Annotated in this window: 25 protein-coding genes; 17 read left to right on the top strand and 8 right to left on the bottom strand. The window is 64.9% G+C overall.

All coding sequences use genetic code 11. The features are described 5' to 3' along the window. The first annotated feature begins 5 nt into the window (after window positions 1–5). From V3596_RS05465 to V3596_RS05455, 3 genes are all read left to right on the top strand, one after another. On the top strand, window positions 6–347 hold the full coding sequence (locus V3596_RS05465; protein WP_334276623.1) for a protein tyrosine phosphatase family protein: 342 nt from the start codon (window positions 6–8) through the stop codon (window positions 345–347). A gap of 145 nt (window positions 348–492) precedes the next feature. Next, on the top strand, window positions 493–1,092 hold the full coding sequence (locus V3596_RS05460; protein ID WP_334276621.1) for a TRAP transporter small permease subunit: 600 nt from the start codon (window positions 493–495) through the stop codon (window positions 1,090–1,092). Between the two features lie 2 nt (window positions 1,093–1,094). Continuing rightward, the gene (locus V3596_RS05455; RefSeq protein ID WP_334276620.1) at window positions 1,095–2,888 is read left to right on the top strand and encodes a TRAP transporter large permease; all 1,794 of its coding nucleotides are present in this window, start codon (window positions 1,095–1,097) and stop codon (window positions 2,886–2,888) included. 102 nt (window positions 2,889–2,990) lie between these two features. Here V3596_RS05455 and V3596_RS05450 read toward each other — a convergent pair whose 3' ends face one another. Together V3596_RS05450 and pmbA are read right to left on the bottom strand one after the other, a co-directional pair. Beyond that, window positions 2,991–4,076: a TRAP transporter substrate-binding protein gene (locus tag V3596_RS05450; RefSeq protein ID WP_334276619.1), complete on the bottom strand. Its 1,086-nt coding sequence runs from the start codon at window positions 4,074–4,076 to the stop codon at window positions 2,991–2,993. A gap of 140 nt (window positions 4,077–4,216) precedes the next feature. Then, a complete protein-coding gene (pmbA, locus tag V3596_RS05445; protein ID WP_334276618.1) occupies window positions 4,217–5,599 on the bottom strand; it encodes a metalloprotease PmbA in 1,383 nt (460 codons plus the stop codon). 65 nt (window positions 5,600–5,664) lie between these two features. Between pmbA and yjgA the strand changes: the two genes are divergently transcribed. Genes yjgA through V3596_RS05430 form a run of 3 tightly spaced genes read left to right on the top strand, consistent with a single transcriptional unit; the run spans window position 5,665 to window position 7,257 of the window. After that, window positions 5,665–6,210, top strand: a complete 546-nt coding sequence (gene yjgA, locus V3596_RS05440) for a ribosome biogenesis factor YjgA (protein WP_334276617.1) — start codon at window positions 5,665–5,667, stop codon at window positions 6,208–6,210. Further along, a complete protein-coding gene (gene mog, locus V3596_RS05435; RefSeq protein ID WP_334276615.1) occupies window positions 6,203–6,784 on the top strand; it encodes a molybdopterin adenylyltransferase in 582 nt (193 codons plus the stop codon). Before yjgA ends, mog begins: the two co-directional genes overlap by 8 nt. Continuing rightward, complete coding sequence (locus V3596_RS05430; protein ID WP_334276614.1) at window positions 6,781–7,257, top strand: FKBP-type peptidyl-prolyl cis-trans isomerase; 477 nt, start codon at window positions 6,781–6,783, stop codon at window positions 7,255–7,257. The genes mog and V3596_RS05430 overlap by 4 nt, the downstream gene beginning before the upstream one ends. An 8-nt stretch (window positions 7,258–7,265) precedes the next feature. On the opposite strand, the gene cysE is transcribed toward V3596_RS05430, so the two are convergent. Together cysE and V3596_RS05420 are read right to left on the bottom strand one after the other, a co-directional pair. Continuing rightward, on the bottom strand, window positions 7,266–8,039 hold the full coding sequence (gene cysE, locus V3596_RS05425; RefSeq protein WP_334276612.1) for a serine O-acetyltransferase: 774 nt from the start codon (window positions 8,037–8,039) through the stop codon (window positions 7,266–7,268). 100 nt (window positions 8,040–8,139) lie between these two features. Then, window positions 8,140–8,880 (bottom strand): RNA methyltransferase, encoded by a 741-nt coding sequence (locus V3596_RS05420; RefSeq protein WP_395386027.1) that lies wholly within the window; start codon window positions 8,878–8,880, stop codon window positions 8,140–8,142. Between the two features lie 136 nt (window positions 8,881–9,016). Between V3596_RS05420 and V3596_RS05415 the strand changes: the two genes are divergently transcribed. The 9 genes from V3596_RS05415 to V3596_RS05375 all read left to right on the top strand — a co-directional run bounded on the left by V3596_RS05415 (window position 9,017) and on the right by V3596_RS05375 (window position 19,937). Further along, window positions 9,017–9,967 carry an inositol monophosphatase family protein gene (locus V3596_RS05415; RefSeq protein ID WP_334276609.1) on the top strand — a complete coding sequence of 317 codons (951 nt, stop codon included), beginning with the start codon at window positions 9,017–9,019 and terminating at the stop codon, window positions 9,965–9,967. Window positions 9,968–10,034: 67 nt separating this feature from the next. Further along, window positions 10,035–12,629, top strand: a complete 2,595-nt coding sequence (gene mutS / locus V3596_RS05410; RefSeq protein WP_334276607.1) for a DNA mismatch repair protein MutS — start codon at window positions 10,035–10,037, stop codon at window positions 12,627–12,629. Next, a complete protein-coding gene (locus V3596_RS05405; protein ID WP_334276605.1) occupies window positions 12,629–13,465 on the top strand; it encodes an alpha/beta hydrolase in 837 nt (278 codons plus the stop codon). The genes mutS and V3596_RS05405 overlap by 1 nt, the downstream gene beginning before the upstream one ends. A 47-nt stretch (window positions 13,466–13,512) precedes the next feature. Continuing rightward, window positions 13,513–15,156 carry a CTP synthase gene (locus tag V3596_RS05400; RefSeq protein WP_334276604.1) on the top strand — a complete coding sequence of 548 codons (1,644 nt, stop codon included), beginning with the start codon at window positions 13,513–13,515 and terminating at the stop codon, window positions 15,154–15,156. Between the two features lie 116 nt (window positions 15,157–15,272). Continuing rightward, a complete protein-coding gene (gene eno / locus V3596_RS05395; protein ID WP_334276603.1) occupies window positions 15,273–16,559 on the top strand; it encodes a phosphopyruvate hydratase in 1,287 nt (428 codons plus the stop codon). A gap of 21 nt (window positions 16,560–16,580) precedes the next feature. Next, window positions 16,581–16,850 carry a cell division protein FtsB gene (gene ftsB, locus V3596_RS05390; protein ID WP_334276602.1) on the top strand — a complete coding sequence of 90 codons (270 nt, stop codon included), beginning with the start codon at window positions 16,581–16,583 and terminating at the stop codon, window positions 16,848–16,850. Between the two features lie 18 nt (window positions 16,851–16,868). Further along, on the top strand, window positions 16,869–17,507 hold the full coding sequence (pnuC, locus tag V3596_RS05385; protein ID WP_334276601.1) for a nicotinamide riboside transporter PnuC: 639 nt from the start codon (window positions 16,869–16,871) through the stop codon (window positions 17,505–17,507). Beyond that, complete coding sequence (locus V3596_RS05380) at window positions 17,500–18,177, top strand: ATP-binding protein (RefSeq protein WP_334276600.1); 678 nt, start codon at window positions 17,500–17,502, stop codon at window positions 18,175–18,177. The genes pnuC and V3596_RS05380 overlap by 8 nt, the downstream gene beginning before the upstream one ends. A gap of 77 nt (window positions 18,178–18,254) precedes the next feature. Next, window positions 18,255–19,937: a bifunctional metallophosphatase/5'-nucleotidase gene (locus V3596_RS05375; RefSeq protein WP_334276599.1), complete on the top strand. Its 1,683-nt coding sequence runs from the start codon at window positions 18,255–18,257 to the stop codon at window positions 19,935–19,937. Window positions 19,938–19,981: 44 nt separating this feature from the next. Here the strand turns inward: V3596_RS05375 and hslO are convergent, their stop codons facing one another. The 4 genes from hslO to V3596_RS05355 all read right to left on the bottom strand — a co-directional run bounded on the left by hslO (window position 19,982) and on the right by V3596_RS05355 (window position 23,158). After that, entirely contained in the window at window positions 19,982–20,935 is a 954-nt protein-coding gene (hslO, locus tag V3596_RS05370; RefSeq protein WP_334276598.1) for an Hsp33 family molecular chaperone HslO, read from the bottom strand. Further along, window positions 20,932–21,459, bottom strand: a complete 528-nt coding sequence (locus V3596_RS05365; protein ID WP_334276596.1) for a gamma carbonic anhydrase family protein — start codon at window positions 21,457–21,459, stop codon at window positions 20,932–20,934. The genes hslO and V3596_RS05365 overlap by 4 nt, the downstream gene beginning before the upstream one ends. A 70-nt stretch (window positions 21,460–21,529) precedes the next feature. After that, window positions 21,530–22,309, bottom strand: a complete 780-nt coding sequence (locus tag V3596_RS05360) for a ferritin-like domain-containing protein (RefSeq protein ID WP_334276594.1) — start codon at window positions 22,307–22,309, stop codon at window positions 21,530–21,532. Between the two features lie 18 nt (window positions 22,310–22,327). Continuing rightward, window positions 22,328–23,158 (bottom strand): SOS response-associated peptidase, encoded by an 831-nt coding sequence (locus tag V3596_RS05355; protein WP_334276592.1) that lies wholly within the window; start codon window positions 23,156–23,158, stop codon window positions 22,328–22,330. A gap of 115 nt (window positions 23,159–23,273) precedes the next feature. Here V3596_RS05355 and V3596_RS05350 point away from each other — a divergent pair, with 115 nt between their 5' ends. Beyond that, window positions 23,274–23,573, top strand: a complete 300-nt coding sequence (locus V3596_RS05350) for a hypothetical protein (protein ID WP_334276590.1) — start codon at window positions 23,274–23,276, stop codon at window positions 23,571–23,573. Window positions 23,574–23,704: 131 nt separating this feature from the next. After that, window positions 23,705–24,448, top strand: coding sequence for a TerC family protein (locus V3596_RS05345; protein ID WP_334276589.1), 744 nt, complete (start codon window positions 23,705–23,707; stop codon window positions 24,446–24,448). The last annotated feature ends 32 nt before the right edge of the window (window positions 24,449–24,480 follow it).

Genomic DNA, 24,480 nt, shown 5'->3' with positions numbered 1-24,480 from the left:
CTGCCATGACCCTGCCTCTTCAGCAGCTCGCCGCCGGCTTCTGCACCGCTCCGCAACTGACGCCCGAAGCAATGGCAGAAGCCGCCGCAGCCGGCTTCAAGACGGTGATCAACAACCGCCCGGATTTCGAGGGCGGCCCCGATCAGCCGACCAGCGCCGCGATGGCGGCCGCAGCCAATGCTGCCGGCCTTGAATACCGCCACCTGCCCGTGGCTGGCGGCTATCAGTCGCCGGAAGAGATCGCTGCCTTCCGTCAGCTGATCGACACCCTGCCGCGACCCATCCTCGCGTTCTGCCGTTCAGGCGCACGCTCGGGCCGCCTGTTCCAAGCCGCATCCCAGGGCTAACCCGCCTGGGACTTGCCCTAGGCGCACGCAGGCTTTCAGGCTGAGGTCAGCGCCCCCTCTTAAAGTCCCGCTTGTCTGCGCCACCAGCATCGTGCGGTGGCGCGCTTGCCCTGGATGGCGACCGACAAGGTCGCAGGAGATCGCGGTGTCTGCCCTACTCAAACTCTCAGACCTCATCGACGGCCTGAATCGCTTCATTGGCCGATGGGTCATCTGGCTGATCCTGGCCTCGACGGCCATCAGTGCCGTCAATGCGGTCATCCGCAAGGCCTTCAACTACAGCTCCAACGCCTTCCTCGAGGTTCAGTGGTACCTGTTCGCGGCCTCCTTCATGATGGCGGCTGGCTACACGCTCTTGAACAACGAGCATGTGCGCATCGACGTGGTGGTGGGCCGCTTCTCCAAGCGCGTGCAGACCTGGCTTGATGTCTTCGGCTTTACCGTCTTCCTGCTTCCCCTGTGCGGCGTGGTGCTGTACCTCGGTGTGCCCTTCTTCCTGCAGGGCCTGCGCTCGGGCGAGATGTCCTCCAACGCCGGCGGGCTCATCATGTGGCCGGTCTACCTGATGATTCCCGTGGGCTTCAGCCTGCTGCTGCTGCAGGGCATCAGCGAGCTGATCAAGCGCATCGCGTTCCTGATGGGCCTGATTGACGACCCCACCAAGAAGGCCGAGACCAAGAGCGCCGAAGAGGAACTGGCCGAAGCCATCCGTCTGCAGGCCGAACAAGCAGCACGAAAGGCCTGAACATGGAATTCCTCGCTGCCAACCTCGCCCCCATCATGTTCGTGGGGCTGATCGTTTTCCTGCTGATGGGCTTCCCCGTCGCGTTCAGCCTGGGCGCCTGCGGCCTGTTCTTCGGTCTGGTCGGCATCGAGCTGGGCGTGCTGCCTGCCTCGCTACTGCAGGCCCTGCCGCTGCGCATATTCGGCATCATGCGCAATGACACGCTGCTGGCGATCCCATTCTTCACCCTGATGGGGCTGATACTGGAGCGCTCCGGCATGGCCGAAGACCTGCTGGACACCATCGGCCAGCTGTTCGGCCCCATCCGCGGCGGCCTGGCCTTCGCTGTGATCTTCGTTGGCGCCCTGCTGGCGGCCACCACCGGCGTGGTCGCTGCCTCGGTGATCTCGATGGGCCTGATCTCGCTGCCCATCATGCTGCGCTACGGCTACGACCGCCGTGTGGCCTCTGGCGTGATCGCGGCCTCAGGCACGCTGGCCCAGATCATTCCACCCTCCCTGGTGCTGATCATCCTGGCCGACCAGCTCGGCAAGAGCGTTGGTGACATGTACAAGGGCGCCTTCGTGCCCGGCTTCCTGCTGACGGCCTTCTATACGCTTTACGTCGTCGGCATTGCCATCTTCCGGCCGAAATGGGTGCCGGCCCTGCCGCTGGAAGCGCGCTCCATCCGCGAGGACAACGGCAAGAGCGGCCTGCGCTCACTGGCCATCCTGACCCTGGTCTGCACCGCGGTCGCTATCTACTTCGGCCAGCACTATGCCCAGGTGCTGAGCTACTTCAAGGGTGAATCCATCGCCAGCGTGCCGACCGACGAAACCATCGTCGTGGCCCTGTCTGCGGGCGTAGGCCTGGCCTTCGTCGCGGCCGTGCTCAGCAAGGTCCTGAAGCTCGGCCTGCTGTCGCGCATCGCCGAGCGGGTCACCTTCGTCCTGATACCCCCGCTGGCGCTGATCTTCCTGGTCCTGGGCACCATCTTCCTCGGCATCGCCACACCCACCGAAGGCGGCGCCATGGGCGCGATGGGCGCCTTCCTGATGGCAGCCGCACGCGGCCGCATCTCGATGAAGCTGATGAGCCAGGCGCTGACGTCGACCACCAAGCTGTCCTGCTTCGTCGTCTTCATCCTGATCGGCTCCACGGTGTTCAGCCTGTCCTTCCAGGGCGTGGATGGTCCGCGATGGGTCGAACACCTGCTGACCGGCCTCCCGGGCGGGCAGCTCGGCTTCCTGATCTTCGTGAACCTGCTGATCTTCATCCTTGCCTTCTTCCTGGACTTCTTCGAGCTGTCCTTCATCGTGGTGCCGCTGCTGGCGCCGGTGGCCGAGAAGCTGGGCATCGACCTGATATGGTTCGGCGTGCTGCTGGGCGTGAACATGCAGACCTCGTTCATGCATCCGCCATTCGGCTTTGCGCTGTTCTACCTGCGCAGCGTGGCCCCGCTGAGCGACTACATCGACCGCCTGACCGGCAAAAAGGTGGAGCGCGTCACCACGGGCCAGATCTACTGGGGCGCCGTGCCCTTCGTGCTGATCCAGATCGTCATGGTGGGCCTGATCATTGCCTTCCCGGGCATCGTCTCCAGCGGCCTGGACAAGAAAGAGGTCTACGACATGGACAAGGTTCAGCGCGAGATGGAGGCCAATATGCCGCCGCCGGCCGAGCTGACCGTGCCGGATGCGGCCGATGCAGCCTCGGAGCCGGCATCGGCCGCTTCGTCGGCCGCGTCCGCTCCGGCGACTGCCGACGACGATCCGATGAAGGCGCTGGAAGAGGCGATGAAGAGGGAAAAGAAGTAGCCCGCGCGGCCTACCGCAGACCCAACAAAAAGGGCGACCGCGAGGGTCGCCCTTTTTGTTTCGGTCCCACGCCTGCGAGAGGCACGGGACCAGCCCTGAATCTCAGAGCTTTTGCTTGGCCATGAAATTGTCGAAGCCGTTCTCGGCGAAGCGGAACCACAGCACCTGATCACGCTGGAAATTGCGCAGGTCGGCGTAGATCTTCTTCCATTCGGGGCTCTTGGCGCCGTTGGCCGCGAACACTTCCATGGAGGCCTTGAAGGACGCTTCCAGCACCTGCTGCGAGAAAGGCAGGACCTTGGTCTTGGCGGCGTACAACTGCTTCAAGGCGATAGGGTTCAGTGCGTCGTACTTGGACAGCATGTCCACGCTGGCCAGTGCCGCGGCGGCCTCGATGATGGCCTTGTACTCTGGCGTCAGTGCATCCAGAGCCTTCTGGTTGATGAAGAAGTCGACTTCGGGGCCGCCTTCCCACCAGCCCGGGTAGTAGTAGAAGGGCGCGACCTTGTTGAAGCCGAGCTTCTGGTCGTCGTAGGGGCCCACCCATTCAGCCGCGTCAATCGTGCCCTTCTCCAGCGCCTGGTAGATCTCGCCACCTGGCAGGCTTTGCGGCACGGCGCCGAGCTTTTGCATCACTTCACCGACCAGGCCGCCGCCCAGGCGCATCTTCAGGCCCTTGAAGTCGGCCACAGACTTGATCTCCTTGCGGAACCAGCCGCCCATCTGCGTGCCGGTGTTGCCGCCGGCCAGGCTGGTCATGCCGTAATTGGCATAGAACTCGTTCATCAGCTTGCGCCCGTTGCCATGCGTCATCCATGCCGTCATCTGGCGCGCATTGAGGCCGAAGGGAATCGCCGAGCCCAGCGCAAAAGCAGGGTTCTTGCCGTAGAAGTAGTAAGGCACGGTGTGGCACATCTCGACGGTGCCGTTCTGCACGCCGTCCACCACGCCGAACGGGGGCATCAGCTCGCCACCCGAGTGCACCGAGATCTCGAACTTGCCGCCCGACATGGCCTTCACGGCCTTGGAAAAAACCTCGGCGCCACCGTAAATGGTGTCCAGCGACTTCGGAAAACTCGAGGCCAGGCGCCAGCGCACATTGGCCTGCGCATGCACAACAGCCGGCGCGGCGCCGGCTGCGAGAACACCGGCAATACCGGCGCTGCGAACAAAGGAACGACGCTCCATCTCTTGTCTCCTGATGTGGGAAATGCAGTCTATAGCCGAACGATTCTAGGAGTCGTCCGGCACGGTCATTTCCCAGGAGAAACCCGGCGCATTGCCAGGCGCCGGCGTCAGGGCCGCGTCAGCTTTTTGCTAGCTCCAGCTCAGCTGCCGGCGAGCTTCATGCGCGCCAGCAGCACCGAGCCGATGGTCTTGGTGCCGAGCGTGTAACGGTCGGTGCCAATGCCAACGATCTGCTGAAACATCTCGCGCAGATTGCCGGCAATCGTGACCTCGTGGACCGGGTAGGCGATCTCGCCGTTCTCGACCCAGTAGCCGCTCGCGCCGCGCGAGTAGTCGCCGGTCACGTAGTTCACGCCCTGCCCCATCAGCTCGGTCACGAAAAGCCCGGTCCCCAGGCGGCGCAACATGGTCTTCAGATCATCGCCGGGCGCGGTGAGGCGGCTGCTCATCACCAGGTTGTGTGAACCGCCGGCATGGCCGGTCGTGCGCATGCCCAGCTTGCGAGCCGAATAGGTGGAGAGGAAGTAGCCTTGCAGCACGCCAGCCTCGACCACACTGCGAGCGCGGGTGAGCACCCCTTCATCATCGAAGGGCGAGCTGCCCTTGCCACGTTGCACATGCGGGTCTTCAGAGATGTCGATATGCGATGCCATCACCGGCGTGCCCAGGCTGTCGAGCAGGAAGCTGGCCTTGCGATAGAGCGCGCCGCCGCTGGTGGCCTGCACCAGGGCGCCGAGCAGGCCGGCGGCCACGGTGCTTTCGAACAGCACAGGCACTTCAGCCGTCTTGACCTTGCGGGCCTTCAGGCGCGAAAGCGCTCGCTCGGCCGCGTAGCGGCCCACCGCTTCAGGCTTGGCCAGGTCGCCGGCCGCGCGCATCGAGCTGTACCAGGAGTCGCGCTGCATGCCGGCGCCGCGGCCGGCGATGGGCGCCACCGAGATCGAATGGCGCGAGCTCGCATAGCCGCCACTGAAACCGCGTGTGTTGCCAGATATGAAATGAGATTGCTGCGCCGAAACCGCGGCGCCTTCGGAGTTGGTGACGCGCGAATCGGTTGCAAAGGCCGCCGCCTCGCAGCGCAAGGCCAGTTCAGCGGCCTTCTCGGCGCTCAGGTCCCAGGGATGGAACAAGTCCAGCTCGGGACGGGAGGCTGAGTCAAGCGACAGGTCCTCCACATCCGGCAGGCCTGCCACCGGGTCTTCGGCCGTGAAGCGGGCGATGTCATAAGCGGCCCGCACCGTGTCCTTCAAGGCTTGCGGTGAGAAGTCCGAAGTCGAGGCGTTGCCGCGGCGCTGGCCCAGGTAGACCGAGATGCCCAGCGACTTGTCGCGATTGAGCTCCACATTTTCCAGCTCACCCTTGCGCACCGAGACCGACAGCCCGCAGCCTTCGGACGCTTCCGCCCCGGCGTCGCTGGCGCCGAGCCGCTTGGCTTCGGCCAGCGCGTCCGCCACCAACTGGCGAAACTGGTCCGGCGAATAGGCGAATCCATGGGCGGCGGAAGACGGCTTGGAGCTGGGCATGGGGTTTGTCTGGAGGTGGGGCGCTTATCATACGGGCCCTTCCCATCGCCTTCTTTCTTCTCACCATGCGACACCACGAAGCCGAACCGGCGTCCGAAGACGACGACTTCGACCGCCCCAGCAAGAGCCAGAAGAAGCGCGACAGCCACGATCTGCAGGACCTCGGCGAGGACCTGCTGACCCTGCCGGCCAGCCGCCTGGAACCCTTGAACCTGCCCGAGATCCTGCTCGAGGCCATACGCGACGCCAAGAAGATCACCGCCCACGAAGGCCGGCGCCGCCAGATGCAGTACCTGGGCAAGCTGATGCGCCGCGAAGACCCGGAGCCGATCCGCGAAGCCGTGGCCGCCTTCAAGCTGGGCCATGCGCTAGACAGCCTCGCCCTGCACCAGGCCGAGCGCTGGCGCGAGCGCCTCTTGGGCAGCGACAACGAGCTGCAGGTCTTCATCGCCGAACACACCGGCACCGATGTGCAGCAATTGCGCAGCCTGGTGCGCGCTGCTCGCAAGGATGCGTCGGCTGCGCCTGAGCAACGCAGCGGCCGTGCGTTCCGCGAACTGTTCCAGTTCATCAAGAGCGCCCTGCTGAACAAGGCACAGGCCGATGAGTGAGCCCGTCCAGGGTGTGCGGATCGGCATCGTGTCGATCAGCGACCGTGCCTCGACCGGTGTCTACGAAGACAAGGGCCTGCCGGCGCTGCAGGCATGGCTCAGCAGCGCCCTGCTCAACCCGATTGAATTCCAGCCACGTCTGATTCCGGACGAGCGCCCGCTCATCGCCGCCACGCTGCGCGAGCTGGTTGATGAGGCCAGGTGCGATCTGGTGTTGACCACCGGCGGCACCGGCCCGGCGCTGCGCGACGTCACGCCCGAAGCCACGCTGGACGTGGCCGACCGCGAGATGCCCGGCTTTGGCGAGCAGATGCGCCAGATCTCCCTGCACTTCGTGCCCACCGCCATCCTCTCTCGCCAGGTGGCGGTGATACGCGGCCGGGCCTTGATCATCAACCTGCCCGGCCAGCCCAAGGCGATTGCAGAGACCTTGGCCGGGCACCCGGCCGCCAGTGGCATCTTTGCTGCCGTGCCGTATTGCATCGACCTGATCGGCGGCCCCTATCTTGAAACCCGCGAGGAGGTCTGCATGGCCTTCCGCCCGAAATCGGCGCAACGCCCCAACCAATCATGAAAATCACCAAGGACACCATCGTCACCATGCACCTGAAGGTGGCTGACGGCAAAGGCCAATTGATCGAAGCCTCCAAGGAGCCCATGGCCTGCCTGATCGGCGGCTATGGCAACACCCTGCCGGCCGTGGAAGAAGCGCTGGAAGGCCAGGAAGCCGGCTACCAGGTCACGCTGAACCTGACGCCCGACAAGGCCTTCGGCGAGCGCGATGAAGCGCTGGCTCGCACGCTGGCGAAGAAGGATTTCCCGCCCGGCGTCAAGGTCGGCGGCCAACTCGAACTGCGCGAAGGCGACGGCGAGTTCAAGCTCTACAACGTGGTCAAGATCAAGGGCGACACCGTGCTGCTGGATGGCAACCATCCGCTGGCTGGCATGACGCTGAAGGTCGCCATCAAGGTCGTGTCGGTTCGCGCCGCCACGGCCGAAGAAGTGGCACACGGCCATGCGCATGGCGCGCATGGCGTTCACCACTAAGCAGCGCGCTACTTGCTGACGAGCTGATTCAGCTTGTCAGCCTCGAAATGCTCGGTCAGCGCCGCATCCGCCGGGACGCAGTCCTTGCGGGCTGCGGAAGCCGACAGGGTCTCGATGGCCTTCCAAAGCAGCGCGATCTGGTGCTCATGACCGGCCGCGTTGTCGATCAAGCCCTTCATCGCTTGCGCCACCGGGTCATCGCCCGCGGTCACGCCGTAGGCCGAGAAGCCCATCTTGGCCGCCACCTCTTCACGCTTGGCATCGGCCTGCGCCTCGATGATGCGGGCCGGGTTGCCCACGGCCGTCGCACCGGCCGGCACCGGCCTTGTCACCACCGCGCCTGAGCCCACACGGGCACCAGCGCCGATCGTGAAGCCGCCCAGCACGCAGGCATTGGCGCCGATGATCACGCCGGCTTCCAGCGTCGGGTGCCGCTTGGCGCCCTTCACCAAGGCCGTGCCGCCCAGCGTCACACCCTGATAGATCGTGCAGCCGTCGCCGATCTCGGCCATCTCGCCGATGACGATGCCCATGCCGTGGTCGATGAAGACCCGGCGACCGATGGTGGCGCCCGGATGGATCTCGATGCCGGTCAGGAAGCGGCCGATGTTGGACAGGAAGCGCCCCAGCCACTTCATGCCGTTGCGCCAGCACCAGTGTGAGAGGCGATGGATTTGCAGCGCATGCAGACCCGGATAACAGGTCAGCACCTCCCAGGTCGACCGGGCAGCCGGATCGCGCTCGAGGATGCAGGCGATGTCTTCGCGGAGGCGCTGGAACATGGACAGGTGTTTGCTATGAGGGCCGGCCAGTTTAGTTCCGACATCACATCCTTGCAGGATGTGAGTCTTCTCTGAAGCGCAAGCGCTTTTGCTATCGCCATCAACCCTTGTCGGTTGGGGCTTCTTTCGCCATCGCGCGAGCAATGCCACGCAGGATGTGGACCTCTTCGACCGTCAGCTGAGCGCGATTGAACAGCTGATTCAGACGCGGCATCAGTTTCTTGGGCGCCGCCGGGTCGAGGTAGCCAATCGCCTCCAGCGAGCTCTGCAAATGTGTGAGCAGGCCCTGCACTGCTCGAGCATCGGCGATGTTGGCGTCCGGCGTCCGCGGCGCCACCTCGAAGCCGCCCAGCGCCTGGCGCCAGTCATAGGCCAGCAATTGCACCGCCTGGGCGAGGTTGAGCGAGCCGTAGTCCGGATGCGTGGGAATCGACAGCACCGCGTGGCAGCGGTAGACGTCCTCATTGCTCATGCCATAGCGCTCGGAGCCGAAGACCAGGCCGAGCTTGTGGCCCGAGCTCGCCAACTCGGAGAACAGCGAGCGTGGCTCGCGCGTTGGCGGGCCGAAGTCGCGCGGCGTCATGGCCGTGGCGCAGGCGAAGCTGACGCCCTCCAGCGCCTCTTCCAGCGTTTCTGTGATGCGGGCCCGGGCCAGGATATCGGCCGCGCCGCTGGCCATGGCTACCGTCTCTTCCTGGCTCAAGACATCGGCAAACCGGGGCTTGACCAGCACCAGTTCGGAGAAGCCCATCACTTTCATCGCCCGCGCGGTGGCACCCACATTGCCCGGGTGGCTGGTCTGGATCAGGATGAATCGTGTGGATTCCACGGGCGCACTCATTGGGGATTTCCCGGCTCTCGGCTAAAATGCGCAATTATCCGTGGCACTCAATGCAGCCCAGCTGCCGCCACTCGCTCTTTCTTTTCGCCAGTCCACCTCTTATTTTTCGCCGCATTCCGTCGAAGGGTTCCAACGCATGACGCAAGCTTCACTCCATCCCATGCTCAATGTCGCCATCAAGGCGGCGCGCGCGGCCGGTGCCATCATCAACCGCGCTTCGATGGATCTCGACATCCTGAAAATCAACACGAAGGCACCCAATGACTTCGTGACCGAGGTGGACCAGGCCGCCGAAGAAGTGATCATCGAAACGCTTCTCCAGGCCTACCCCGACCACGGCATCCTCGCCGAAGAGTCGGGCCGCACTCGCGGCAACAAGACTTCCGAATTCGTCTGGATCATCGATCCGCTGGACGGCACCACCAACTTCATCCACGGTTTCCCGGTGTACTGCGTGTCGATCGCGCTGGCCCACCGCGGCGTGATCCAGCAGGCCGTGGTCTACGACCCGACCCGCAACGACCTGTTCTACGCCACCAAGGGCCGCGGCGCCTACCTGAACGACAAGCGCCTGCGCGTCTCCAAGCGCACCCGCATGAGCGACGCCCTGATCGGCACCGGCTTCCCCTTCCGCAAGGGCGACAACTTCAAGCGCTACGTGAAGATGTTCGAAGAGGTGATGCAGCAATGCGCCGGCCTGCGCCGGCCGGGCGCTGCGGCCCTGGACCTCTGCTACGTGGCAGCGGGCTACTACGACGCCTTCTTCGAAACCGGCCTGCAGCCCTGGGACCTGGCAGCCGGCTCGCTGATTGTCACCGAAGCCGGTGGCCTGATCGGCAATTTCACCGGCGAGAGCGACTACCTGTACCAGCGCGAAGTCGTGGCCGGCGGTCCGAAGATCTACGGCCAGCTCGTGCAGATCCTGACGCCCTACACCCGCGTGATCAAGGCCGAGGAAGAAACAGCGACCGCGGCGGCAGCCAAGCCGGCCGCCAAGAGCGCGGCCGAAGCTGTGGCCGAAGATGCGGCGCCCAAGAAGCGCGCAGCGGTGCGCATCAAGAAGTCGGACAACGGCGCGCCGGTCTAAACTTCCTCTCAAGACACCTGCCAAAGCCCTCTGTCGAGGGCTTTGTTCTTTCTTCGCCGCCCTGCCGATGAGCCAAGCTGCTGCCGCTTCCGCCGACTTTTCCGCCCACACGCCCGTGATGCAGCAATACCTGCGTCTCAAGTCCGCCCATCCGGACGACCTGGTGTTCTTCCGCATGGGCGACTTCTACGAGGTCTTCTACGACGACGCCCGCAAGGCCAACCAGCTGCTGGACATCACGCTGACCACCCGCGGCCAGAGCGGCGGCGAACCCGTGGTGATGGCGGGCGTGCCGGTGCATGCGCTGGAGTCGTATCTCGCCAAGCTGATCAAGCTGGGCGTGGCCGTGGCCATTGCCGAGCAGGTGGGCGATGTGGCCACGAGCAAGGGCCCGGTCGAGCGCAAGATCGTTCGCGTGGTCACGCCAGGCACGGTGACCGACAGCGAGCTGCTGGCGGACAAGCAGGATTCGGTGCTGCTGGCGGTGACGACTCAGGGCAAGACCTTTGGCCTGGCCTGGCTGTCGCTGACCCAGGGCCAGATCGGCCTGTCGGAATGCAAGGAGGCCGAGCTGCCTTCGTGGCTGGCGCGGCTTGCACCCGCTGAAGTGCTGGTGGACCGAGAGCGCCAGCCCGGCGCCGTGCTGGTGGCGCGCCTGCCAGTGACCAACCGGCCGAGCTGGCAGTTCGACTCTCAGCTCGGCGCCCGCAAGCTCTGCGAGCAGCTCGGCGTGGCCAGCCTGGCTGGCTTCAATGCGCAAGAGCTGACCGCCGCGCAGGCCGCAGCAGCCGCGCTCTTGAGCTTTGCCGAGCACACGCAAGGCCGCGCGCTGGCCCATGTGAAGTCCTTGCAGGTGCAGCGCAGCTCCGAGCTGCTGGATCTGCCGCCGGCCAGCCAGCGCAACCTCGAACTCACGCAGACCCTGCGCGGCGAAACCTCGCCCACCCTGCTCTCGCTGCTGGACAGCTGCCGCACCGGCATGGGCAGCCGCGCGCTGCGCCAGTGGCTCCTGCACCCCAAGCGCGAACGCGCCGAGGCCATGGCCCGACACGGGGCCATCGATGCACTGATGCGCAGCGGCTTCGAGCGGCTGCGCGACTCGCTGCGCCATGTGTCTGATGTCGAGCGCATTGCCGCCCGCATCGCCCTGCGCCAGGTGCGCCCGCGCGAGCTGACCGGCTTGCGCGCCACGCTGCAGGCCCTGCCGCAGTTGCAAGCCACGCTGCCCGCCGGCTCGCCGCTGATCGACCAGATGGCCGAAGGCCTGCGTGCCTCGCCACACATCGAAGAACTGCTGCGCCACGCGATTGCCGAAGAGCCGGCCGTGCTGATGCGCGACGGCGGCGTGATCGCCACCGGCTTCGATGCCGAGCTGGACGAGCTGCGCGGCATCCAGAACAACTGCGACGCCTTCCTGCTCGACCTGGAAACCCGTGAGCGCGCCCGCACGGCAATAGCCAACCTGCGAGTCCAGTACAACAAGGTCCATGGCTTCTACATCGAGGTCACGCAGGGCCAGGTCGACAAGGTGCCGATGGACTACCAGCGCCGCCAGACCCTGAAGAACGCCGAGCGCTACATCACGCCGGAGCTGAAGGCTTTCGAAGACAAGGCGCTGTCGGCCAACGAGCGAGCGCTGGCACGCGAGAAGTATCTGTACGAGCTGGTGATCGACCAGCTCAATGAGGAGCTGCAGCCCCTGACCCGCCTGGGCCGCGCATTGGCAAGCCTGGATGCGCTGGCTGCGCTGGCCGAACGCGCCGCCACCTTGAACTGGTGCCGGCCGGAATTCGTCAGCCAGCCCTGCATCGAGATCCTCGGCGGCCGCCATCCGGTCGTCGAAATGCGCTTGCGAGAAACGGGCGCTGGTGAGTTCATGGCGAATGACTGCCGGCTCGATGCGCGCACCCGCATGCTCGTGATCACCGGCCCGAACATGGGCGGCAAGAGCACCTTCATGCGCCAGGTGGCGCTGATTGCGCTGCTGGCCGCCATCGGCAGTTTCGTGCCGGCGACCAGCTGCCGCCTTGGACCGATCGACGCGATCCACACCCGCATCGGAGCGGCGGACGACCTGGCCAACGCGCAGTCGACCTTCATGATGGAGATGACCGAGGCCGCCGCCATCCTGCACAGCGCGACGGACGCCTCCCTGGTGCTGATGGACGAGATCGGCCGCGGCACGTCCACATTCGACGGCCTCGCCCTGGCCGGCGCCATCGCCAGCCATCTGCATGACAAGTGCAAGGCCTTCACGCTGTTTGCCACGCACTATTTCGAACTGACCGAGTTCCCGACCAAGCACAGCCAGGCAAGCAACTGCCATGTCGGGGCGGCGGAGAGTGGCGACGACATCGTCTTCCTGCATGAGATCCAACCAGGGCCGGCCAGCCGCAGCTACGGCGTGCAGGTCGCCCGCCTGGCCGGCATGCCCACGAGCCTGGTGCGCCAGGCGCGCGCCACGCTCGAAGCGCTGGAAAACAAGGCCAGCGAAGGCGTGCAGCAGATCGACCTGTTCGCCGCGCCGCCGCCGGAAAACCCGGTCGCTGTCGCTGCCGAGACCCATGCCTTGCTCGATGCCGTGCATGATCTGGATCCCGATGCCATGACGCCCCGCGAGGCACTCGAGGCGCTGTACCGCCTGAAGACCCTCACGAAATGATGAGTTCCAAGACCCTTGTCTTCACGCATGCCAATGGCTTTCCCGCTGGCTGCTATCGCACGCTGTTCGAGATCTGGCGCCAGGCCGGCTGGCACGTTCATGCCTTGCCGATGGTCGGCCACGATCCGGCCTACCCGGTCACCAGCAACTGGCCGCATCTGCGTGATCAGCTGATCCATTTCATCGAGGACGAGGTCAAGCCGCCTGGCCCGGTGATGCTGGTCGGGCATTCGCTGGGCGGAGCTCTGAGCATGCTGGCGGCCTGCCGCCGGCCCGAGCTGGCCGCAGGGCTCCTGATGATCGACTCTCCAGTCGTGAGCGGCTGGCGGGCCCACAGCATCCAGGTGATGAAGGCGATGCGGCTGATGCACAAGGTCTCGCCGGGCAAGGTCTCGAGCCAGCGCCGCTACCAATGGCCCAGCCGCGAGGCGGTGCAGCAGCATTTTGCTTCCAAGCACAAGTTCGCCCGCTGGGACCCGCGCGTGCTGGCCGACTACGTAGCGAGCGGCTTCGTCGAGCGCGAGGGGCAGATCGAGCTGGCCTTCCGGCGCGAGGTCGAGACCAAGATCTACGACACGCTGCCGCACAACGTCGACCGCATCCTGCACCGCCATGCGCCCAGATGCCCGGTCGGTTTCATCGCTGGCACCAGGTCTGAAGAGCTGCGCCAGGCCGGCATGGCGGCCTCGAAAGCGCTGGCCCGCCGCCATTTTGAGTGGATGGAAGGCACGCATCTGTTTCCCTTCGAGAAGCCGGACGAGACGGCGGCCCTGGTGCTGCGCATGCTGGGTGAATTGCAGGATGACTCGCGGGTGCTTGCCAGCGCATCGCTATAATCGCAATTTCCCACTACAGCGTCCCGCACGGCCGGGCGCTGCAAGCAATGACCAAGTACGTCTTCGTCACCGGCGGTGTGGTGTCCTCTCTCGGCAAGGGCATTGCATCGGCCTCTCTGGCTGCCATCCTCGAATCGCGCGGCCTCAAAGTCACCCTCATCAAGCTGGACCCGTACATCAACGTCGATCCAGGCACGATGTCCCCCTTCCAGCACGGCGAAGTCTTTGTCACTGACGACGGCGCGGAAACCGACCTGGACCTGGGCCACTACGAACGCTTCATCACGACAAGGATGAAGAAGAGCAACAACTTCACCACCGGACAGATCTACATGTCGGTGCTGGAGAAGGAGCGCCGTGGTGACTACCTGGGCAAGACTGTGCAGGTGATTCCGCACATCACCAACGAAATGCAGGAATTCATCCGCCGCGGCGCTGGCCACGGCACGCCGGATGCAGTCGATGTGGCCATCGTTGAAATCGGCGGCACCGTCGGCGACATCGAGTCGCTGCCCTTCCTGGAAGCCGCACGCCAGATGAGCCTGAAGGCCGGGCCGAACAATGTCGCCTTCGTCCACCTGACCTACGTGCCCTGGATCGCCGCCGCTGGCGAGCTCAAGACCAAGCCCACCCAGCACACGGTGCAAAAGCTGCGCGAAATCGGTATCCAGCCGGACGCGCTGCTGTGCCGCGCCGACCGCCGAATCCCTGACGACGAGCGCGAGAAGATTTCGCTGTTCACCAACGTCGCCGAGTACGGCGTGATTTCCATGTGGGACGTCAACACCATCTACAAGGTGCCCCGCATGCTGCATGAGCAGGGCCTGGACCAGCTGATCTGCACCAAGCTGCAGCTCAACACCAAGTCCGCCGACCTGAAGCGTTGGGACCACCTGGTGCACGAGGTCGAGAACCCGGCCAAGCAGGTCACCATCGCCATGTGCGGCAAGTACACCGACCTGTCGGACTCGTACAAGTCGCTGAACGAGGCCCTGCGCCATGCCGGCATCCACAACCATGCCGGCGTGAAGATCGAGTACGTCGATTCCGAGTTGCTCACCAAGGACAACATCGACCAGCTCCAGCAGTTCGACGCCATCCTGGTGCCCGGCGGCTTCGGCAAGCGCGGCGTGGAAGGCAAGATCCTGGCGGCGCAATATGCCCGCGAGCACAAGATTCCCTACCTCGGCATCTGCCTCGGGATGCAGGTCGCGACCATCGAGTACGCCCGCCACATGGCCGGCCTCGAGGGCGCGAACTCCACCGAGTTCGACCCGGCCACACCGCACCCGGTGATCGCCCTGATCGACGAATGGCAGGACGCCGACGGCACGATCCAGAAGCGCGACGAGAAAAGCGACCTGGGCGGCACGATGCGCCTCGGCGCGCAGAGCTCGGACGTCAAGAGCGGCACGCTGGCGCATGACATCTACGGCCCGGTCGTGACCGAGCGTCACCGCCACCGCTTTGAAGCCAACGAGCACTACCTCGACCGCTTGCAGGAAGCCGGCCTGGTGATCTCGGCCATCACCCAGCGCGAAAAACTCACCGAAATGGTCGAGCTGCCGCGCACGGTGCACCCCTGGTTCGTCGGTGTGCAGTTCCACCCCGAGTTCAAGTCCACGCCCTGGGACGGCCATCCGCTGTTCACCGCCTTCATCAAGGCAGCGCTGGAACACAAGAAGGGCTGAACGCCTTGGACCGCCCTGCGCTGTTCATCAATTGCTCAGCAAGATGTTCAGCGCAGGTAACGGATCGCTGGCAGGATGCGGCCCGAACAGATTTTTTGACTCTTGGAGACTTTTGAATGAGCGCCATTGTTGACATCGTCGGTCGCGAGATCCTGGACAGCCGCGGCAACCCTACCGTCGAATGCGACGTGCTGCTCGAGTCGGGCGTGATGGGCCGCGCGGCCGTGCCCTCGGGCGCCTCCACCGGCTCGCGTGAAGCCATCGAGCTGCGCGACGGCGACAAGAGCCGCTACCTTGGCAAGGGCGTGTTGAAGGCCGTCGAGCACATCAACACCGAAATCTCCGAAGCCGTGCTGGGCCTGGATGCTGCCGAGCAGGCCTTCCTGGACAAGACCCTGATCGACCTCGATGGCACCGAGAACAAGAGCCGCCTGGGCGCCAACGCGATGCTGGCCGTCTCTATGGCCGTGGCCCGCGCCGCCGCTGAAGAATCCGGCCTGCCGCTGTACCGCTACTTCGGCGGCATGGGCTCGATGCAGCTGCCGGTGCCGATGATGAACGTCATCAACGGCGGCGCCCACGCGAACAACTCGCTGGACCTGCAAGAGCTGATGATCATCCCCGTTGGCGCACCGTCGTTCCGCGAAGCACTGCGCTGGGGCGCCGAGGTCTTCCACGCGCTGAAGAAGATCCTGCACGACAAGCACATCAGCACGGCAGTGGGCGACGAAGGCGGCTTCGCGCCCAGCGTCGAAAGCCATGAAGCCGCGATCCAGATGATCCTGGACGCCATCGACAAGGCCGGCTACACCGCCGGCGAGCAGATCGCCATCGGCCTGGACTGCGCCGCCAGCGAGTTCTACAAGGACGGCAAGTACGTGCTCGAAGGCGAAGGCGGCATCAGCCTCACGTCGCAGGAGTGGACCGACATGCTGGCCACCTGGTGCGACAAGTACCCGATCATCTCGATCGAAGACGGCATGGCCGAAGGCGACTGGGACGGCTGGAAGATCCTGACCGACCGCTTGGGGCACAACGTGCAGATCGTCGGCGACGACCTCTTCGTCACCAACACCAAGATCCTGAAGGAAGGCATCGACAAGGGCATTGCCAACTCGATCCTGATCAAGATCAACCAGATCGGCACCCTGACCGAAACCTTCGCCGCCATCGAAATGGCCAAGCGCGCTGGCTACACGGCCGTGATTTCGCACCGCTCGGGTGAAACCGAAGACTCGACGATCTCGGACATCGCGGTCGGCACCAATGCCGGCCAGATCAAGACGGGTTCTCTGAGCCGCTCGGACCGCATGGCCAAGTACAACCAGCTGCTGCGCATCGAAGAAGACCTCGGTGACATCGCGACCTACCCGGGCCGCGCCGCCTTCTACAACTTGCGCTGAGCCAAGGCTACACTCCGGCGCGTGAGAGTTCTTAGCGTCATCCTCGCTGCCTTCCTCTTGCTGATCCAGGGTCAACTCTGGTTCGGCAAGGGTGGCATCGGCCGCGGGGTGCAATTGCGCGAGGAGCTGCGCGTGGCGGAAGCCGCCAACGACAAGGCACGTGCGCGCAACGCGCAGCTCGAAGCCGAGCTGCGCGACCTGCGCGAAGGCCTGGAGATGGTCGAGGAAAAGGCCCGCTTCGAGCTGGGCATGGTCAAGCCCGACGAAATCTTCGTCCAGGTTCTGCGCTGACACCTCGCCTGGTTCGCGATGGACGCCCTGCTGCTCTCGCTGCAACCACTGTTTGCGTCCGCGTTTGAATTGCTGGGCAGCCCGATCACCTGGGCCGAGCTCATTGCCTTCGTGCTCGCGGTCTGGATGGTGATCTGCAATATGCGGGTCCATGCGCTGGCCTGGCCGCTCGCGTTCATCAGCTCACTGCTCTACTTCCTGCTGTTCTGGAGCGGCAAGCTCTACGGTGAAGCCTCGCTGCAGCTGGTGTTTGCCGCACTCTCCATCTGGGGCTGGTGGCAATGGCTGCGTGGCACGGCCGACGACGGTAGCGCGCTGCGCGTTCGACTCCTGAGCCCTCGCGGTCGCCTCACCGCGATTGCACTGACGCTGCTGGCCTGGCCTGCGCTCGGCCTGTTCCTGGCCCGCCAGACCGATTCCACCGTGCCCTACTGGGACGCCTTCCCCACCGTCGCCAGCCTGCTCGGCCAATGGCTGCTGGGCCGCAAGTACCAAGAGAACTGGAGCGTATGGATCATCGTCAACACGGTCAGCGTGGCGCTGTTCGCCTACAAGGGCTACTGGTTGACGGTGGTGCTCTACGCTGTGTTCATCCCCATGTCGATGGCCGGCTGGCGCGCCTGGCAGCGCCAGCTGATCAAGACGGCCCATGCCTGATCGCGGTCCACCGCTGATCGTCGCCATCGTCGGCGCCGAGAGCAGTGGCAAGTCAACGCTTGCACAGGCCTTGCATGAAAGGCTCTCGGCGGAGGGCTTGCGATGTGCCCTGATCGGCGAATGGCTGCGCGACTGGTGCTCGCATGAGGGGCGCACGCCGCGCCAGGAGGAGCAGGCCGGCATCGCTGCCGAGCAGGCTCGTCGCATCGAGCTGGCCGGCCAGTCGCACGAGCTGGTCATCTGCGACACCACCCCGCTGATGACGGCGGTCTACAGTGAATTCATCTTCGGCGACCGCTCCCTTTACAGCGAAGCGCTGCGCTTCCAGCAGCACTGCTCGCTGACGCTGCTCACGGCACTGGACCTGCCCTGGGTGGCCGATGGGCATCAACGCCAGAGTCCGGAAGTACAGGCGCCGGTCGACGCCCTGATCCGGCGCAGCCTGCTGGACGCGGGACTGGCCTGGTCGCTCATCGGTGGCCATGGGGAAAGGCGCCTGGAAGCCGCGCTGGACGTGCTCTCGCCCCTGCTCGCCCGGCCGGATCGAACGGCCGGCCTGTTCAGCCGCCTGCAGGCGCAGCAGGCCGCGCAAAAGCCCTGGCGCTGGCCGTGCGAGCAGTGCGACCAGCCCGAGTGCGAACATCGCTTGCTCGCAGAGCGCCCCCGCTGAACACGATCCGCCGCTCCGACACAAAGGGCAAACGTTTGGTCCCTAGAATCTGCAGCTCCGCCGCCCGGATGTCGTCCATGCTGAAGCCCCTTCTTCGCCGCTCCCTGTCTCTTGCGCTTGCCGCCGCCGTGCTCACCGGCTGTGCCACACGGCAGGATGTGCCGACCGGGCCTGTCAGCGTGCGCCTCCTGGCAATCAATGATTTCCATGGCAATGTGATGCCGCCTCGCGAGGGCATCGCCTTGCCGGACCCGGCCAATCCGGGCAAGAAGATTCACGTCAATGCCGGTGGCGCCGAGCACATGGCCACCTTGGTCAAGCAACTACGGGATGGCCAACGCCACAGCGTCTTCGTCGCGGCCGGAGATCTGGTGGGCGCCAGCCCACTGCTGTCGGCGCTGTTCAATGACGAGCCGACCATCCGATCGCTGAGCCTGATGGGGCTGGAGCTGAGCGCGGTCGGCAATCACGAGTTCGACAATGGACTGGACGAACTGCTGCGCAAGCAGAACGGCGGCTGCCATCCCAAGGACGGCTGCAAAGGTCCCGAGCCCTTCAAGGGCGCTGGCTACAAGTACCTGGCCGCCAGCACCATCAACCTGAAGACCGGCAAGCCCGTGCTGCCGCCCTACGAGATCCGGCGCTTCGACGGCATCCCGGTGGCCTTCATCGGCATGGCGCTGCGCGGCACGCCGGAGCTGATCAGCCCGGCCGCGGCGCAAGGCCTGCGCTTTGACGATGAAGTCGAGACGGTCCACAAGCTGCTGCCCGAACTGCGGACCCAGGGCGTGGAAGCCTTTGTGCTGCTGATCCATGAAGGCGGCTACCCGAGCGGCGGCCCCAATGAATGCCCCAGTCTGTCGGGCGCCATTGTCGGCCTGGTGAAGAAGCTGGATCCGGCGGTTGGCCTGGTGATCAGCGGCCACACCCACCGCTCCTATGTCTGCCGCTTCGACGGCCGCCTGGTGACCAGTGCAGAGCGCTATGGCACGCTGGTTTCCGCCATCGACCTCAAGCTCGACCCCAAGACCCGCAAGCTCATCTCGGCTGAAGCGCGCAACGAAGTGGTCGACACTGCGCTCTACGCCAAGGACCCTGAGCAAACCAGCCTCCTGGCTGCCTACCAAGCGCAGTCTGCTTCACTGATCAATCGGGTGGTTGCCCGCATCCACGAAACCATCGCGCAGGAGGCTGACCGCACCGGCGTCAGCCCCATGGGCCAGCTGATTGCCGATGCCTACCTGGATGCCACCGCGGCGCCCGAACAGGGCGGCGCCCACCTTGCCTTGGTCAACCAGACCGGCGTGCGCCGCGGCCTGGTTCTGCGTGGCGATGGTTCGATCACATTTGGCGACGTCTATGCCGCCCAGCCCTTCAAGAACGAACTGGTCACCGTGAGCCTCACCGGCGAGGAACTGCGCCGGGTGCTGGAGCAGCAATGGCGCCCGCCCACCCAGCGCAATTCGCCACTGCCGGTGTCCAAGGGCTTCAGCTACAGCTGGGACGGCAAGCGACCCGTGGGCCAGCGCGTACTGCCCGAGACCATGATGCTGAACGGCAAGCTGATCGATCCAAAGGCGATCTACCGCGTCACGACCAATGACTATCTGAGCACCGGTGGCGACGGCTACACCAGCTTTGCTGCCGGCAAGGCGCCTCAGATCGGTCGCTCCGACCTGGAAGTGGTGATCGAGTATCTCGAGAAGACCGGCGAACCGGTGCGCGCGCCCCTCATGGACCGGGTGCGTCGCATCGACTGACGACACGGCAGCTGGCCCGGTGCGGCGCGGCGCCGGGGCGGGACTTACTGCATCGTGCTGCTGCCGCCGGACTGCGCCGCCTTGTCCGAGAACAGCTCACCCACATCGACGGCGTCGAAGCTGTATTGCAAGCCGCAGAAGTCGCAACCCACTTCCACGTCGCCGCGTTCGGCCAGCACCGAGTCGATTTCCTCGCGACCCAGGCCCTTGAGCATCTGGCCCACTCGCGGGCGCGAGCAACTGCAGGCAAAGCGCGGCTCGGTGGGCTCAAAACGCTGCAGACCCTCCTGCCAGTAGAGCCGACGCAGCAAGGTGTCTGCATCCAGCGTCAGGAGCTCCTCGCGCGTCAGCGATGAAGCCAGCGTGGCCATGCGATTGAAGGCGTCGGTGATGTCTTCGGCACTGGCCTTCTTGCCCTGCAGATTGCCTTCGCCTTCGATCGGCAGATGCTGAATCAGCAGACCTGCGGCGATCTCGTCGTTCGCGGCCAGGACCAGCTTGGTATCGAGCTGCTCGGACTGCAGCATGTAGTTGCCGAGCACGTCCGCAAGGCTTTGCAGCGGCTCATGCTCCTGGCCGTGCAGCGACACCACGCCCTGGTAGGGCTGCTGGCCCGGCAGCTTGTTCAGCGGGTCCAGCGTGATCGCGCAGCGGCCCTTGCCATGGACATTGAGCATCTGCTGCAAGCCGGCGCCGGCCGGCACTTCGCCCACCACCTTGGCGGTGGCGCGAAAAGTGAGGTCAGGCCGGGCCTCGGCCACGATCAGCTTCAGGGGGCCATCGCCCATCACCTGCATCACCAGCGAACCATTGAACTTGATGTTGGCCTGCATCAGCACGCTGGCCGCCGTCATTTCGCCGAGCAGCTCGCGCACCTCGGTCGGAAAGGCACCACTGGACTCGCGTCGCTTCAGCACCTCGCGCCACCCTTCGGTCAGACGCACCAGCAGGCCGCGCACCGGCAGACCTTCAAACAAGAATTTGTGCAATTCACTCATTCGGCAATCTTCTTCAATTCGGCCGCATAGCGGCGGCCATTCGCGATGTAATGTTCGGCGCTGGCCTTGAAGCCGGCCATTTGCTCGGCGGTCAATTCGCGTACCACCTTGGCAGGGCTGCCCATGATCAGCGAGCCGTCCGGGAACTCCTTGCCTTCGGTGACCAGCGAGCCGGCACCCACCAGGCAGTTCCTGCCGATGCGCGCGCCGTTCAGCACCACGGCGCCGATGCCGATCAGGGAATAGTCGCCAACCGTGCAGCCATGCAGCATGACCTGGTGGCCCACCGTGACGCCTTCGCCCAGCGTGAGCGGAAAACCGTGGTCGGCATGAAGCACCGAGCCATCCTGGATATTGCTGCCGCGGCCGATATGCAGGGAATCGGAATCGCCACGCAAGACCGCGTTGAACCAGATGCTGACATCTTCCGCCAGCGTCACGCGGCCGATCACCTGCGCACTCTCGGCCACCCAGGCCGAGTCGGCGACATCGGGCTGCCACTCGCCCAGTTGATAAACGGCCATTGCTTGTGCTCCCGACACGCGCAGGGCTGACGCCGCGCAAAGTAACGATTTTACGGACGGATCCTTGAGTTCAGGTCTGCAGCGCAGTCAACTCCGCTTCATCGAAGCCAGCCAAGCGCCGGGCCTCCAGATTGAACGGTGCCCGCAGCTTCGGCGCTTCGTACTTCTCCGCCAGCTCGGCGTAGGTGCTGACAGGATCCAGGCCACGCTGCTGGCACAGGTATCGGTACCAGCGATTGCCGCAGGCGACGTGCCCGATCTCGTCGCGCAGGATCAGGTCCAGGATTTCACCGGCCCGGTGGTCGCCGGCACCCACGAGCTTGCGTTTCACGGCCGGCGAGGCGTCCAAGCCCCGTGCTTCCAGCGTGCGCGGCACCAGTGCGATGCGCGCCAGGATGTCGTGCTTGGTGCGCTCGGCCATTTCCCAAAGCGCGTTGTGCGCATCGAAGGAGCCGTAGTCGAAACCCATCGCGACCAGGTGCTCACGCAAGAGCGTGAAGTGCAGCGCTTCTTCCTTGGCGATGGCAACCCAGTCGCGGTAGAACTGCTCGGGCATGCCATCGAAGCGCCAGCAGACGTCAACGGCCAGATCGACCGCATTCAGCTCGATGTGCGCGATGGAGTGGATCAGCGCGGCACGACCTTCGACGGTGCGCAGCGAACCATGCGTCAAGCCCTTGTGCGTCACCAGTACCGGCCTGGCCGGACGACCCGGAATGCCTGCTGGCTCAACGAGTCTTGCAGCCGCATCGACAGGCTGGGAAGCATCCAGCGCAAGAGCCAGGCGAACCTTTTCAAGCGCGTCTCGCTCCAGCAGTGGCGCCAGTGTGCTTTCTCTCAGGGAACTCATCCGCCGATTGTAGAAAAGCTAGAACAGATCGCCCGATTGCGGACCCTCGTCTGCCGCCTTGTCCGTCTTCGCTGCCACGCCTGGCCTCGACCTGGCCTGGCGCGCCTTCAGCATCCGGGCCTTGGGGTTTGTGGATGCCTCGCGCCACTCGTCGGCAAACATGTCGGGCGCTGACGCCCAGGCCTTGGGCTCGGGCAAGTCCTTCCATGGCAAGGGCTCGGGATAGGCATGCAAGAGCTCGGCAGGATACTGAACAAGGTACTTCTGCGCCTCCTCGTTCGAGCAGTGCAGCCAGTCGTCGTAGTCCGTTTCATGCAGGATCACTGGCATGCGCTTCTCGTCTTGCGGCGCATGAAAGCGCCGATAGAGGGCGTGGTCGTCTGCGTTCACCGTCAGCATGGTGAAACTCAGGACTTCCTGGCCCTTGGGGTCGTGCCAGACGCCCCAAAGGCCGGCCACGCCGATGGGGCCGCCGTCCAGCCGCTTGATCGCCCACCGAACCGGATCCCCCGACTCATAGCATGGTTCGTACAGCAGCTCGGCCGGTATCACGCAGCGGTGCTCGGTTTGCCAAGCCTTCCTGAAGCTTGGCTTGCTCGTCTTCGTTTCGGAGCGGCAGTTGTAGGTCTTGCGACCAAAGGCAAGGTTCTCGGCCCACTCCGGCAGCAGTCCGAACAGGCCGATGAGGCAGGCCTTGGCCAATTGCTCACGATGGCTGGCACGGACAATGAACGGCGCCTGCATGCCCACGGCCGTGAACTCGGGCGGCTCCACCTCGTCAGGGCGGACCACGCCAAAGTGCGCGAGCAGGCGATCCTGCAGCGTGACCGGCTTGTAGTTCGAGCACATGCTTTGGCATTCTTCAACGACAGGACCCCATGCTAGCGGCTCCTCCTGCGCACCCGTACGCACCCGTGCGGGCAGTTTCCTGCAAGCACGGCCGCGCCCAGGTAAAATGCGCTCCGTGATCCAACGCCTTGTCGCCATCCTGATGCTGAGCCTGCTCTTCCTGAGCGCAGGCACGGCCGTTGCCGGGCCCGAATTGGGCGTTGGCAGCACGCTGCAAGTCGCGCTGGACGATGGCAGGGACGGCAGCGACGACATGAACGGCGGCGAAGCCGGCTTTGAAGCATCGGAAGCCGTCACCGCCCCAGGCGCCAGCCTGATCCCGCGCAGTGCCTTCTGCCTGCCCGCCCAAGCCGACAGCCCGCTGCCGGCCGCGCCCTTCCTCAAAGGGCCCAAGCGCCCACCACGCGCGGCCTGAATCAGCGCCGCCCGGCCGTCGCCTAGCGCGCCTGGCCTATCCTTGCCCTTACCTTCACTTGCCTCGTCGGCGCCCGACCGTTGTCCAGAGCCCTTGGCTCAGGCCGCCTCGGACGCCAACCACCCGAACCCATGGAACTGCTGCTCGACCCCAACCTCTGGATCGCCTTTGCGATGTTGACCGCCCTGGAAATCGTCCTGGGCATCGACAACATCATCTTCATCTCCATCCTGGTGGGCCGGCTTCCGCCCGAACAGCGCGACAAGGCTCGTCGCCTGGGCCTGGGCTTTGCAATGGCCTCGCGCCTGGCACTCTTGTTCTCGCTCAGCTGGGTGATGGGCCTGACCGACGACCTGTTCACGGTCCTCGGCCAGGGCATCAGCGGGCGCGACCTGGTGCTGCTGCTGGGTGGCCTGTTCCTGCTCTACAAGGCTTCGCACGAGATCTTCGTGGAGGTCGAGGCCAGGGAACAGGACGGCCCGCCGCCCGCCGATGCGGCCGCCTTGAAGGCCGCGGGCAAGAAGGCCTTCTGGATGGTGATCGGCCAGATCGCGATCATCGACATCGTGTTCTCGCTGGATTCGGTGATCACCGCCGTGGGCATGGTCGACCAGATCTGGGTGATGGTGGCGGCCGTGGTGGTCTCGGTGCTGATGATGCTGGTGGCAGCCAAGCCGATCGGTGAGTTCGTCGACCGCCATCCTTCGGTCAAGGTGCTGGCGCTGGCCTTCCTGGTGATGGTGGGCATGGCGCTGACGGCCGAAGCCTTCGACCAGCATGTGCCCAAGGGCTACATCTACGCGGCCATGTGCTTCTCGCTGGCCGTCGAAGCCCTGAACATCCGCGCCCGCGCCAAGCGCCGGGCCAAGGCTTGAATCTCTCGAACCCCTTTGTCTTCAAACAAGGA

It is taken from the genome of Roseateles microcysteis (assembly GCF_036880965.1).
Lineage (GTDB): Bacteria > Pseudomonadota > Gammaproteobacteria > Burkholderiales > Burkholderiaceae_C > JAUASW01.
This window is presented reverse-complemented; position numbering and strand designations above follow the sequence as displayed.

Bases quoted from the DNA above. Each gene is read 5' to 3' on its own strand.
- V3596_RS05465 (WP_334276623.1), top strand. From the start codon at position 6: ATGACCCTGCCTCTTCAGCAGCTCGCCGCCGGCTTCTGCACCGCTCCG.
- V3596_RS05455 (WP_334276620.1), top strand. From the start codon at position 1,095: ATGGAATTCCTCGCTGCCAACCTCGCCCCCATCATGTTCGTGGGGCTG.
- V3596_RS05450 (WP_334276619.1), bottom strand. From the start codon at position 4,076: ATGGAGCGTCGTTCCTTTGTTCGCAGCGCCGGTATTGCCGGTGTTCTC.
- pmbA (WP_334276618.1), bottom strand. From the start codon at position 5,599: ATGCCCAGCTCCAAGCCGTCTTCCGCCGCCCATGGATTCGCCTATTCG.
- yjgA (WP_334276617.1), top strand. From the start codon at position 5,665: ATGCGACACCACGAAGCCGAACCGGCGTCCGAAGACGACGACTTCGAC.
- mog (WP_334276615.1), top strand. From the start codon at position 6,203: ATGAGTGAGCCCGTCCAGGGTGTGCGGATCGGCATCGTGTCGATCAGC.
- V3596_RS05430 (WP_334276614.1), top strand. From the start codon at position 6,781: ATGAAAATCACCAAGGACACCATCGTCACCATGCACCTGAAGGTGGCT.
- cysE (WP_334276612.1), bottom strand. From the start codon at position 8,039: ATGTTCCAGCGCCTCCGCGAAGACATCGCCTGCATCCTCGAGCGCGAT.
- V3596_RS05420 (WP_395386027.1), bottom strand. From the start codon at position 8,880: ATGAGTGCGCCCGTGGAATCCACACGATTCATCCTGATCCAGACCAGC.
- V3596_RS05415 (WP_334276609.1), top strand. From the start codon at position 9,017: ATGACGCAAGCTTCACTCCATCCCATGCTCAATGTCGCCATCAAGGCG.
- mutS (WP_334276607.1), top strand. From the start codon at position 10,035: ATGAGCCAAGCTGCTGCCGCTTCCGCCGACTTTTCCGCCCACACGCCC.
- V3596_RS05405 (WP_334276605.1), top strand. From the start codon at position 12,629: ATGAGTTCCAAGACCCTTGTCTTCACGCATGCCAATGGCTTTCCCGCT.
- V3596_RS05400 (WP_334276604.1), top strand. From the start codon at position 13,513: ATGACCAAGTACGTCTTCGTCACCGGCGGTGTGGTGTCCTCTCTCGGC.
- eno (WP_334276603.1), top strand. From the start codon at position 15,273: ATGAGCGCCATTGTTGACATCGTCGGTCGCGAGATCCTGGACAGCCGC.
- pnuC (WP_334276601.1), top strand. From the start codon at position 16,869: ATGGACGCCCTGCTGCTCTCGCTGCAACCACTGTTTGCGTCCGCGTTT.
- V3596_RS05380 (WP_334276600.1), top strand. From the start codon at position 17,500: ATGCCTGATCGCGGTCCACCGCTGATCGTCGCCATCGTCGGCGCCGAG.
- V3596_RS05375 (WP_334276599.1), top strand. From the start codon at position 18,255: ATGCTGAAGCCCCTTCTTCGCCGCTCCCTGTCTCTTGCGCTTGCCGCC.
- hslO (WP_334276598.1), bottom strand. From the start codon at position 20,935: ATGAGTGAATTGCACAAATTCTTGTTTGAAGGTCTGCCGGTGCGCGGC.
- V3596_RS05365 (WP_334276596.1), bottom strand. From the start codon at position 21,459: ATGGCCGTTTATCAACTGGGCGAGTGGCAGCCCGATGTCGCCGACTCG.
- V3596_RS05360 (WP_334276594.1), bottom strand. From the start codon at position 22,309: ATGAGTTCCCTGAGAGAAAGCACACTGGCGCCACTGCTGGAGCGAGAC.
- V3596_RS05355 (WP_334276592.1), bottom strand. From the start codon at position 23,158: ATGTGCTCGAACTACAAGCCGGTCACGCTGCAGGATCGCCTGCTCGCG.
- V3596_RS05345 (WP_334276589.1), top strand. From the start codon at position 23,705: ATGGAACTGCTGCTCGACCCCAACCTCTGGATCGCCTTTGCGATGTTG.